Source organism: Sphingobacterium sp. UBA6317 (assembly GCF_002440385.1).
Lineage (GTDB): Bacteria > Bacteroidota > Bacteroidia > Sphingobacteriales > Sphingobacteriaceae > Sphingobacterium > Sphingobacterium multivorum.
Window position 1 is genome coordinate 37,233 of sequence record NZ_DJTD01000011.1, and the last position, 12,935, is coordinate 50,167.

At 41.5% G+C, this 12,935-nt stretch carries 6 protein-coding genes; 3 read left to right on the plus strand and 3 right to left on the minus strand.

Translation table 11 applies throughout. The annotated features are described in order from the left end of the window. Entirely contained in the window at positions 1 to 3,162 is a 3,162-nt protein-coding gene (locus B3E92_RS02740) for an efflux RND transporter permease subunit (RefSeq protein WP_088162530.1), read from the plus strand. Beyond that, positions 3,155 to 4,591, plus strand: a complete 1,437-nt coding sequence (locus B3E92_RS02745) for a TolC family protein (protein ID WP_286895280.1) — start codon at positions 3,155 to 3,157, stop codon at positions 4,589 to 4,591. Before B3E92_RS02740 ends, B3E92_RS02745 begins: the two co-directional genes overlap by 8 nt. Positions 4,592 to 4,668: 77 nt before the next feature. Here the strand turns inward: B3E92_RS02745 and B3E92_RS02750 are convergent, their stop codons facing one another. Both B3E92_RS02750 and B3E92_RS02755 read right to left on the minus strand, forming a co-directional pair. Next, complete coding sequence (locus B3E92_RS02750) at positions 4,669 to 10,668, minus strand: alpha-2-macroglobulin family protein (RefSeq protein WP_286895282.1); 6,000 nt, start codon at positions 10,666 to 10,668, stop codon at positions 4,669 to 4,671. 137 nt (positions 10,669 to 10,805) lie between these two features. Further along, a complete protein-coding gene (locus B3E92_RS02755; protein ID WP_286895284.1) occupies positions 10,806 to 11,378 on the minus strand; it encodes a hypothetical protein in 573 nt (190 codons plus the stop codon). Between the two features lie 363 nt (positions 11,379 to 11,741). Here B3E92_RS02755 and B3E92_RS02760 point away from each other — a divergent pair, with 363 nt between their 5' ends. After that, on the plus strand, positions 11,742 to 12,239 hold the full coding sequence (locus B3E92_RS02760) for a DinB family protein (protein ID WP_046675081.1): 498 nt from the start codon (positions 11,742 to 11,744) through the stop codon (positions 12,237 to 12,239). 51 nt (positions 12,240 to 12,290) lie between these two features. Here B3E92_RS02760 and B3E92_RS02765 read toward each other — a convergent pair whose 3' ends face one another. Further along, positions 12,291 to 12,881 carry a dihydrofolate reductase family protein gene (locus B3E92_RS02765; protein WP_286895286.1) on the minus strand — a complete coding sequence of 197 codons (591 nt, stop codon included), beginning with the start codon at positions 12,879 to 12,881 and terminating at the stop codon, positions 12,291 to 12,293. Positions 12,882 to 12,935: the final 54 nt, after the last annotated feature.

The window sequence follows — 12,935 nt, forward strand, 5'->3', positions numbered from 1 at the left end:
ATGTTTAAAAAAGTAATACATCGACCGGTATTTGCTATTGTCATATCGGTTGTCATCCTATTTATCGGAGGTTTGGCCATAAAGCAGCTTCCTACTGAGCAATTTCCAAAAATCGCACCGACTACAGTGGCGGTCTCCATTGCCTATCCTGGTGCAAGTGCCGATGTACTTGTAAAATCCTCACTGATTACACTGGAGAATGCAATCAATGGTGTACAGGGAATGCGCTATATCGCTACCGACGCAACCAGCGCCGGTGAAGCGACCGTAAACGTCGTATTTGATCCCGGAACGGATCCCAACGATGCCGTAGTACTGGTCAAAACCAGGGTGGATCAAGTCATGCCACTATTGCCTGAACTTGTTCAAAAGGAAGGAGTCGTCGTCAATCCCATTCAGCCCAGTATGCTGATGTACGTGAATCTTTACAGTACAAATAAAAGCATGGATGAAAAGTTCTTGTACAACTATGCAACGGTAAACATCATTCCTGAAATCAATCGTATTCATGGTATCGCCAAATCACAAATCTTAGGTAGCCGTAGATATGCCATGCGCGTCTGGTTAAATCCCGATCGTATGCGTGCCTATAGCTTATCAGTTGATGAAGTGATGAAAGCGATAGGAGAACAGAGTATCATCGGCCGTCCCGGTCGACTGGGACAAAGCTCGGGTATTGCAGCGCAATCCCTCGAATATGTCCTAACTTATAAAGGACAATACAATACACCTGAAGAATACGACAATATTATCGTTCGCGCAAACGGCGACGGTGAAAACATCAAGTTAAAAGACGTGGCTAAAGTCGAACTGGGAAGTGAATTCTTTGACATCTATTCCAATTTAGACGGTCATCCCTCGGCTTCAATTGTGTTGAAACAGAATTATGGCAGTAATGCCAATGACGTTATTAAAGATGTGAAGGCAAAACTTGCTGAGATGAAAGGTAACTTTCCTCCAGGTATAGACTATAAAATCAGTTATGACGTATCCCAATTCTTGGATGCTTCTATCGAACAGGTGATGCATACCCTACGCGATGCTTTTATTTTAGTTGCCATTGTTGTGTTTATTTTCCTTGGCGATTGGCGTTCGACGTTGATTCCAATCATCGCCGTGCCCGTTTCGCTGATAGGTACATTCTTCGTCATCCAATGGTTCGGTATGTCGATCAACTTAGTGACCTTGTTTGCATTGGTGCTTGCTATCGGGATTGTCGTGGACAATGCCATTGTGGTCATTGAAGCAGTACATGCCAAAATGGAAGAAAGTGCCATATCGCCATACAGCGCTGTAAAAGAAGTCATGGGCGAAATCGCAGGTGCTATTATCGCTATTACAGCTGTTATGGTGGCCGTTTTTATCCCCATTTCATTTATGACAGGCCCTGTCGGAACATTTTACCGTCAGTTTTCAATTACCATGGCGAGTTCCATCGTGATATCTGCAGTAGTCGCATTAACCCTTACTCCTGTGCTTGCCGCGATGCTCCTGAAAAATAACCATGGTAAACCAAAAAAATCAAATGTATTCACTAAATCGCTCGACCTTTTTAACCGTACTTTTGATAAAATAACGGGCAAGTATGCCTCCTTACTTCGTAAAATTGCCAGCCGAAAAGTAATTACATGGGGTATCTTAATAGCATTCTGTGTCGGAATTTTCGTCATTAACAAAACGCTTCCAGGAGGTTTTATACCGAGCGAGGACCAAGGCACAATATATGCCATTATTCAGACTCCTCCAGGATCAACATTGGAACAGACCAATAAGCTTTCCAGAGAGCTCCAAAAGATCTGTCAAGGGGTAGATGGGGTAGAATCTGTCTCATCACTGGCGGGTTATGAAATCATGACGGAAGGCCGTGGATCGAATGCCGGAACCTGTCTTATCAACCTCAAAACCTGGGGTGAACGTGAACACTCCGTTAAAGAGATCATGGAAGAACTTGAAGAAAAATCAAAAAATCTAGGTGCAACGGTTGAATTCTTCGAACCTCCCGCTGTTCCCGGGTTTGGTTCTTCAGGAGGTTTCTCCATGCGCCTGCTGGACCTCAATAGGACCACCGATTACCAAGATTTCGATAAAGTAAATAAAGCATTTATCGCTAATCTAAAGAAACGTAAGGAACTCACCGGAGTCTTTACATTCTTTGCCGCCAATTACCCACAATACGAATTGGTATTTGACAATAACGCCGCCATGCAAAAAGGCGTTTCCATTGGTAAAGCCATGGACAACCTCAATATCCTTATCGGTAGTACCTATGAGCAGGGTTTTATCCGTTTCGGTCAGTTCTTCAAAGTCTATGTACAATCTTCACCAGAATTTAGAAGGCTACCTTCCGATATCATGAACCTTTACGTCAAAAACGATCATGACCAAATGGTTCCTTATTCGGCCTTTATGACCTTAAAAAAAACACAGGGACCAAACGAAATTACGCGCTACAACATGTACAATTCGGCCGCCATCCGTGGACTTCCGGCAAATGGGTATACAACGGCTGACGCTATTCAGGCAATCAACGAAACTGCACTTCAAACATTACCACATGGCTATAAAGTTGCCTGGGAGGGCTTGTCCTATGATGAGGCCCAACGTGGAAACGAAGCCGTTTATGTCTTTTTAGTCGTCTTAGTCTTCGTATATCTTGTACTTGCTGCACAGTACGAAAGCTTTATCATTCCGTTTGCGGTATTGTTGTCGCTACCAGTTGGTGTATTTGGATCATTCTTCCTATTAAAAGCTATGGGACTGGAAAATGACATCTATGCACAGGTCGGACTGATCATGATTATTGGTTTATTGGGTAAAAATGCGGTGCTTATCGTAGAATTTGCCGTGAAAAGGCGCCAAGCTGGCGATAGCATATTAGAAGCAGCTATTGAGGGCTCACGAGCACGTTTCAGACCTATCCTCATGACCTCATTTGCATTTATCGCTGGACTTGTACCACTTGTCTTTGCCAGTGGTGCCGGAGCTATCGGTAACCATACCATAGGTGCCTCAGCGCTGGGAGGTATGCTCGTCGGAACTATCTTTGGCGTTATTGTCATTCCCGGACTCTACTACATTTTTGCAAAATTGGCTGACGGAAGAAAAATGATCCAAGCCGAAGACGAATCACCATTAAGCGAAGACATGATACATTATGAATAAGAACAGATTATATCACTATACAGGTTTCGCATTTTTCTTGCTTAGTCTTGCAGCCTGCAAACCACTGGAAATAAAACAACGTGCCGAAAATAGAACCGTTCCCGGAAACTATGGGGATGCTGACAGCGACACCGTGAATACAGGAAAAATCAAATGGAACAGCTATTTCAGCGATCCCAATCTACAAGGACTGATCGGTCAGGCACTAGCAAACAACCAGGAGCTACATATTATGCTTCAGGAAATTGAAATAGCCAAAAATGAGGTAAGCGCCAAAAAAGGTGAATATCTACCTTCCGTAGGTGTAAAAGTTGGTGCGGGGGTCGACAAAGTAAGTCGCTACACAAACATTGGAGCGATGGAAAAGAATACAGAAATCGAACCCGGACGCGAAATGCCTGAACCGCTATTTGATTTTGGAGTTGGTGTACAGGCACAATGGGAAACAGATATCTGGGGTAAACTCCACAATGCGACTAAAGCGCAGCTGCAACGGTATTTTGCCAGCGTGGAAGGCAAAAACTTTATGGTAACTCACCTAATATCCGAAATTGCAGATTCTTATTATGAACTCCTGGCACTGGACAACGAACTTCTGGTTATCAATGAGAATGTAAAGATTCAAAACGACGCCCTTGTCGTCGTGAATGACCTGAAGAAAAATGCGCGATCCAATAAATTAGCGGTCAAAAGATTCGAAGCCCAGATATTGAAAACCCAAGGTATGCAATATGATATCAAGCAGAAGATCACAGAAACAGAAAATAGAATAAACTACCTTGTTGGAAGATTCCCGCAGCCGGTTCAAAGAGACCAAGCCTCTTTTGACAAGCTTGTTCCTCAAACCGTCTACACAGGTATTCCTTCGGAGCTATTAGAAAACAGACCCGATATTAAGCAGGCGGAGTATGAACTTGCAGCTTCCAAACTGGATATAAAATCGGCTAAAGCCCGCTTTTACCCATCCTTGGATATTGCTGCTGGTGTAGGGTTTCAGGCCTTTGATCCAACTTATCTCGTTAAGCCGGAATCATTTCTGGCTTCGCTCGTTGGAGAACTTACTGCGCCCCTGATTAACAAACGAGCGATCAAGGCGGCTTACTATAATGCCAATGCACGACAGGTTCAGGCTGTTTACCATTATGAACAGACCATATTGGCTGCATATATTGAAGTTGCAAACCAGCTCTCCAAAATTAAAAATCTGGAGAATGGCCTACAAATTAAGACCAAGGAAGTCGATGCATTAAATGAGTCTATCGGTATTTCCAACGACCTCTTTAAATACGCTCGCGCAGATTATATGGAAGTTCTGCTAACGCAACGCGATGCCCTGGAATCTAAATTTGAGCTCGTTGAGAAGAAGGTCAACCAACTCAAAGCAAGCGTAGCGATATACAGATCCCTAGGAGGCGGATGGGATCATTAATAGCGCACTTTTAATTTTAGTTTTTATATGTTGGGGACTTATCATGTGATAAGTCCCTTTTTATTTTAACAATACACTTACTCCACCACGATTTCTTTCATTTTCTCGTTTCCATAATATGTCGGGAAATACATTAATTCAGCCTTCGCGGGGTTGACAGTATAAGTCCCGGTATAACGAGGTAAAAGTTCGATCTCAAAGGTATGTGTACCTTTCCCCAGTTTGTTGCAAAAAATGACGACACGATCTTTGAAATGCTCTCGGTGCGCCTCGATTCTATAGTATCCATTGGTTTTTGTTTCATAAGAACATCCCGCCGGTATCGGAACTTCAATCTGCACATACTCAGCTTCACCAGTTAATGTTACGCTTGCTTCAAGTTTTACAGGCTTCCCTTCCTTGAGTGCCGCTACCGTAGCACCATTGTCCTTAAATCGCGTTGCCACGGCAAAGCCCTTTTCTTTTTCTACAGCTGGATTGGGATTCCAAAAATTTTGATAAGCCGTCACAAAAGCCGGCCCCGTCCCTTCTTTCCTCACTTTAATCTGCTCATCCGACTTAAAGCTTTGCGTATACGGAAATGCAGTGACGCGTTTGCCATTGATGACCATTACCAGTGCCTGGAAAGATTCACCCTCTTTCAGTACATCAGGAAGAATACTTCGTATGATACGGGAAGATTCGTAGATATTATACCATTGGTTTTGCTGCCGCTGCGCGAAAAAGTAATTACGGATATTTTCTAAATCTGAATCATGACCACCAATTGATTTTAAGACACCATAAGCCAACAATGTATTCTCGGTATTGGTTTCCGTTGGGCGCATAAAAAATCCGCCTTTCTGATCTGTTGTAGTTCCAGAAGTCCAATAGAGCCCACCTAAGACAGCCTTTGACGCGTATTTAAGAACGGTATCTGCAGCATGTGAATCCTTAAGACCCAGTTTTGAAATCAACAGATATTTCAACAGTTTATCCTTGATGGTTTTACTTTTCAGTTTTGTGTCGATTTCGAAGAAATAATCTTTGTAATCAGCTTTAGGATCCAACCGGAGTAGATATATCAAGGAGCTAAACAAATTCTCCTTGGCCCCGTGAAGCTTATCTTTATCCAATAGAACATCCAGCGAAGCCAAGCTGCTTTTCAACATGGTCTTTTCACGTTCTGCATAAATCTCCGTATCGATCTCAACCTGGTAGCCGGCTTCTCGGGCATCCAACAGTACCCCGATCACATAGTTGCTGATCCAGGTCACAGTTTCACTTTTGTTCCACCAACCCCAGCCCTGATTGGAATTTTTGTTTTTCTGTAACTCCTTCAAAAGATCCTTTATCTTCTTATCCTCTGTAAAGGGTTTTCCGATCAATTTTGTCAGCTCTTTTTTAGAAAGTAACGCGCTCAATTTGGAAGCCATCTGTTCATTGCATAGAAATTTATAACGATCGATCGATTCAATTTCCCGTTGTAAAAATTCCAGCGAATTTGCTTCGGCATGCAAGGTGATTTCGCCTAGTGCTGGAGAAGTTTTTAGTAAATATTCTGCGGTACTGTTGAGTACTTTAAAATCTCCTTCATGTTGTTCAAGCCCCTTTTCAAAAATCGGAATGCTACGTTTTTCACCATCAAAATATCCATTTGACAATTCGATCGAATAAGCAAGTTGGACGCTGTCCCCCTGAGCGGCAATAACTGATATAGGATCCCGATAGGACTTCGCAATTTTCAACGTTGCCTCCTGCGTTGTCAGCCCATTGTTGATGGTACGCAAGAGCTGCAAGCTGTCGCTAAGATAATTAACAACCCTTCCCATGGCTGTAAACTGATCACTTCTGATGGCAAATCGGGGAGTCGCCAAATGTGCCGAAACAGCTTTAAAGGATTTGACATTTAGCTCTTTTATGTCGGCGAAATTTTTACTTCCTTTAGCGATAAAGAATGTTCGCCAATTGGTAATATCATCCGGATAGGTCGCTTCAAAATTAACTTTTCCCTGAGCATCGGTAGTTAGCTTTGGCTGCCAGAATGCATCATCGCGGAAGTTCACGCGCATCGTATTTCCAGATTCCAAATAGGGCATATCCACAGCACCTGTCGATGTCGCAGATGCTCCAGCTTTCATCTGAACCATCACCACGCCATTGGCGGCCCGCGCACCGTACAATCCCAGCATAGATTGATCTTTAATCACATTCAATGACGCGATAGTCGATGGATCAAGACTTGAAATATCACCTTCAAAAGGGACTCCGTCCACTAAAATCAATGGTTTTTCATTGGGGGCCGGACTAGCAGCGCCACGAATACGAATCCCTGCTACAGCCCCCTGCAGCATAGCTGTAGTCACCCCATCCATCCTAGCATTGATCGATTTCACTGCCGCAGTCAATGATTGCCTTTTTTGGACGCCATACCCCACAACAACCACTTCATCCAATTGATTTTCGCTTGGCTTTAATTCCACGAAATAATCTTTGCCACTGGAGAATTTGACCGTAGCGGTATTGTACCCTAAAGCAGCAATCTCAAGTACCGTATTTTTGTCATCGGAGAGCTCAAGTTCCACACTACCATCAAAGCTTGTGAAATATCGTTTTTTGGTATCCGGAACACTCACCTTAGCCCCAATTAATGGCGTATCCCCATCATAAACTAAGACCCTGGCGACCTTATTATTCTTTCTCTTCGTTCTAAAATCTTCCCGGTCTATTTTTAAGAGCTGCGGAACAATCTCTTGCCCATGGCTTATAGAATCCCGCAATGGATTTTCTACGGTACGCACAATAATTTCATCACGTACAAGTTTGTAAGCCAATCTTGCCGCTTGGGATGCATTGCTCCATTGAATAGAATCCAGCCGGAGATAATTCATCCCATTGGCTTTGAGTTTGATTGGCAAACTAAAAGAAGTTGAATCATCCTTTACAATATGCAAAGTAACATCGCCGACTGGAAGATCTCCAAAAGTTCGATGTCCACCGTAAAACAGTCGAAAATACATTCTCTCCTCGACATTCGTCGGTTCAATAAAGATCAATGTAGGCCGGATGCCTTTCTGTGCAACATCATTGCCCAAAGTTAAATTCAATTTAAAAATAGCCTCATTTTTTCCTTTCTTCACCGTAGCAAATTGTGCCAATCCCGTGCTATTTTGCATGATCTCTTTGAAAGTACGTTCTACGTTTGCCTTGATATCCTCCAATGACCATACCTTCTCCTGAAAATCTAAATTTGGCTTGAAATCATACAGATCAATCCGCAAAGGATTGCCATCCCAGCTTTTTTGCTTTTGATAATTTTTATAGATGCTATATTGATAGCCCCCCTCAATTTCAAAACGTCCAATTTTCGCTGTATCAACCATGAGCGTACCTATTTTGGACACACCATTATACATTTCTGTCCTTGGAAATGGTCCTACCATCAGTGGCACAGGAACCTGTGTACGCAACCGACTATCGTAAACGGTTTTTCTTACAGGATTGAGGTAATAGAGATCTCCAGCTGTCTGGATATATGCTGGCCTCTCAATCAACACATTATTATTGGGTAATTGCCAGGCTCCAAAATTGTTGGTTACTGTAATCAACTGGCGCTTCAATTCAGTCAATTCGTTTTCGTAGAACTTGCCACGTTGTTCTTTAGGTAATTGGTAAACCAAAATCTGGCCTTTACTGAATGCTTTTTCGGGGTAGGTAAAACCAATCGTATCCTGTGAGGCATTAAAGGAAACAATGATCTTTTTTCCCTTTTCAATATAAAAGCCACTTACACGAATGTCGCGATCCTTGGTCCTAAATCTAAAATCATGCTGACCCGGAGCAACTTCAAAAATACTGCTGTTGTTTTGCTGCTCTTGCTTAGCATAAGTCAGCACGCCGTCTATCCATACCAAATGTATCCCCTGAACCACACCATTCACAACGACATAAGGGGAAATCTGGCTCTTGACAGCATCTAAAGGAAGAGACTCCTGATAATAATCTTTGGGATATAAAAACCGATAAAAAGCCATCGTATCCAACTGCATGTCTCTAGACCATTTTGCCCAATTTTGAAGAGCTCCCTGATGTGCCTTCTCATCATCATCCAAACTAAAATTAAGATTTTGTGAGACTCTTGCCCTTCGCATCAGACCACCCATAGTAATATTTGGAGCGGTTGCTGACCTAAATTTTGAGGTAAAACCATAGGCCGTAATATCAACATCCTTCAAAGGTTTACCATTCTTATCCGTAACCGAAAGTTCCACGTCAGCCTTCTGCCCCGGATAAACTGTCGTCGCCGTGTTGACTGCCAAATTTAAATTCTTCTCCACATAGGGTAATTCTTCCTGGATAACTTTTGATTTTCCTCCAAAAAGATAGGTGATTTCCATGCTATACCCGTCTTTTCCACGGGCTAAAAATTTACTATTTAACGTGGTATGATAACCCGAAGCAATCGTACGACCAGCACGATGGACACGATACCAAAATGGAATCATAGCGGGATTATTGACATGCAATATCACCGAATCCGCAGTTCGATAAAACCGATAATTCAGTTGTGCCTGTTCTTGATCCTCTAAATATACACTTTTACTCAATCCATTCGACTTGACAACAATTTCTTCAGCCTGCCAGGGTATAGAAACCAAATTAGGTAAACTCAAATTTTCAGTCTTCAGCATTTCGCGATGTTCACCTAATATCATTAGCTGAGCAGTTGTTGGCATCGCAACACCTTTTTCAAAATACTTCAGCTCTGCATGCCCGTCTTTTACAGCAATACGAATTTCTTTTTCGCTGTTGAGTATATTGAGGTCGAGACTTCGTTCAATTCTTTCATTATCTGAACTTAGATAAGTGCCAATGGCCCGAAATGTAAGACCAATGTCAGCCGGAAAAATTGAATCGGGTAATACAATTTCCTTTTCCGCCACATCTGCGAGCGAAACGCTCGTTTGCCATAAAGTATCTGGAATAAAATTAACCTTATTGGCTTTTACATCAAGCGTATAAAGTGGACTTGTCACAACACGCAAATCTACTTTCCCATCATATATGGGCATTTCATTTTCATTTAAAGCTTTTAGTTTCAGTCGCACACTGTCTCCTTTAGCATATTTCGTCTTTTCGGACGTCATATTAAAACTTAGGCTTTTTAACTCATAATCTTCATATCGTAAAGACTGTTGATGCAAGACGGCTTTGGTTTTTGTAGATTCCAAAGAGATCCCATAATCTTTATCAAGGATAAGGCCAAGCCCCTTCAAATTAAATTCAAAGGTGTACATTCCCGGACGATAGGGAGCAAGTCGGGTCAAAACGGTATCTTTGGCATACCCATATCCACCTGTCAGACGTACGGCAATAGAATCACGGTAAGGTTTCCATTTTTCTTCCTCAAGATAAGCTTTAAATTTAACCTGCTCATTTGGCTTATACATTGGCTTGTTAAAAACCATAAAGCTTTCTGTCTGTTTAGTTTCCTGTTTATGAAAGAACCTCTTAATCTTAAACTTTGTTCTAAGCAAGCTATTTTTGATCCCTTTCCATAATGGAACCCTGTCTTTGTAAGGCCAACTCCGCTCTACACTCAGGTAATGATAGACACCCTTATGTTCAATACTGACAATATCGTCATTATTTGCATTGGCAACTTTATAGTAATGAAACTTCTTATCAAATGACATGCGACGTCCCTTCACTTTTACTTGTGCATCTTTTATAATCGTTCCCAGCGAATCGTATAGACAAATCGCAAAAATTTCTGCCGGAATAATCTTGACATATAGGTTATCACTAATCAATTCCTGATAAATGAGATCAGCTCCACTGGCGCGGACCTGGACATAATTACCAGGAGGTAAAGTCGGCTGTGGACTTCCGGTCTTATACTTGAGAAAAAAATCGCTGAGCATAGTTTCATCGAATTTCTTCTCTCCCAAGTGAATTTTTCTTAAAACTTCTGGGCTCAGTTTATAAATATAATAGTCAGAAGATCCACGCGGACTATTGAATAAGGTCGATTGCCCACAAAGGACCACAGAATACAGAACAGCTAAAAAGCAGACAACAATTGATTTCCATTTCATGTTTAAGATACTGGCTAAATTCTTTTAAAAATAGATAAATTTACCTAAAGCCAAGTACTAGATTTTTCCATCCGGCACTTCAACTTTCGTGCAGGGATGCGAAGAATATCAAAATTCCATAAACGGAGAAAAAAAAATTACAATTTCAACCTACCTTTGATTGAATCTACAACTTCAGTGTCCGAGGGAAAGTCACCAGCTCCCGAACCGGCGGAACGATTCACCAAAGGCGGCTCCTCACCATATAGAGTATCGCGGGCAATGACTACCTTCTTGTCGAGATCTACATAGCTAATGATATAATTGCGCTGATAAGCTTTATCTTTTTGACCGACCTTATTGACGTACTCTCCTTTTTCCTGCATGTCCATCGCTATCATAACAATGCCTTTGACAGCATCACCGGGATAATTATCTACTGTTCCCAATGCCTCGTTCCATTTTTCCTTATAAGTTATTCCCAAATCACCGGCACCGCCATTTTCAAGAATTAGACAGCTCTTCCCCCAGTCTACTGTGGACAATTGTACTGGATATTTATAAATAGCGGTATGATCGCCAAAACCTGCTAAAATTCGGGAAGATAATTGTTCTGTTTTTTCCTGATCCGCCTCCATATTTCCCAGAAGACGGTAAGCCCATATACCGATACCAAGTACTGCAACCAATACCAGGCCTACAAAAGTGAATATTGCTTTCTTATTTCCCATCGTTCAATTTTATTTAATTAATTACCAATCAAATATACTTAGTCTATATGCTCATTTTCACCCTTTTTACAATTCGCTTGACCTGCTTTATTATTTGCTGCGCTTGCGTAAATAAACGTTATAAAAAAACAAATACTCGAACCTTTGCAGTCCAAGTTTTCAACAACATGAGATAATAAGAGCTGCCACTATTTTATTTTTATCATAATTCGATAATTCATACTGACACATAGCTGTCACCTTGTGATTATATCTTTGTTTAACCTTAGTAGGAAAAGAAAAATATTAAACGAAAAAACAATTCCAGTGCGAAGGCTATTAGTAGGATAACTAATCGAATTTTAAATTATTACAGTAAAAAACATGGAAACATTACCACAATTAAAAGAAGAATTAGCGAATGAATATCAAATTACAAAAAACTTTATCGCACTTTTTCCTGAAGGCAAGAATGAATATGTCCCACATGAAAAAAGCATGAAAATGATGCGTCTGGCAACCCACTTAGTCGAAGTTTTCGAATGGCCAAGTACCATTTTAAAGACTTCAGAACTTGACTTTGCCAAAAGTGCTTATGTGCCAACAAGTCTATTGACCCGGGATGATCTCTTAAAAAAATTAGACGAAGATTACGAAGCCGGAAAAAAGGCTTTAGAAACAGCTAAGGAGGAAGACTTAATTCCAAGCTGGACCATTAAAAATGACGGCCATGAACTGGCAAGCTGGAGCAAATACGGTGCTATTCGTCACTCATTAAACCAGATTACACATCACAGGGCACAATTAGGTGTTTACTATAGACTCAATGATATTCCCCTTCCAGCAAGTTATGGCCCCTCTGCCGATTCACTGAATTTCTAAAAAGCTAGCTGCTGGAATGAACATACGACATCTAGATGTCGTATGTTCATTCTACGCCGGACAATAGGTATGTGCGACAACACCACCTGGAAAAACCTGCGCGTGAATAAGCTTTAGTTCACAGGGTTTGGAAAGACCGTCAAAGATGGGCAGCCCAGTACCCAATGCAATTGGATGTGTGATCAAATGATACTCGTCAATTAATCCGGTTTCAATTAAACTTCGCATAAATTCAGCTCCGCCATGCGCCAATATTGGCTTCCCAGATTCTGCTTTTAGTGCTTTAATTCCTTCAATGAGACCTGCATCAAAAACCCGGGCATTCATCCAAGAGGAATTCGCAGGAAGCTTTGTATTGTCTGCGAAATCTTTTGTTTTGGGATGATAGCCCTCTTTTGTAAAGACAGCTTTAGGGATTTCATTCATTGCTGCCGCAAAAGGATTTGTCGAAGCAGGCCAATATGAAGCCATTACTTCAAAGGTCTTTCGACCCATTAGATGAATGCCGGCAGATTCACAAATATTTAAAACCCATGCGCTAGAATGATCGTCGCCACTTTTAAACATCCAATCAAGTTCACCGTGGATGCCCGCAACAAATCCATCGATGGAAATAGACATTTTCATTATTAATTTCCGCATAACAAAAACTTTAGTTTTTAATAAAACAAATCCAATTTAAAATTGGGTTACTGT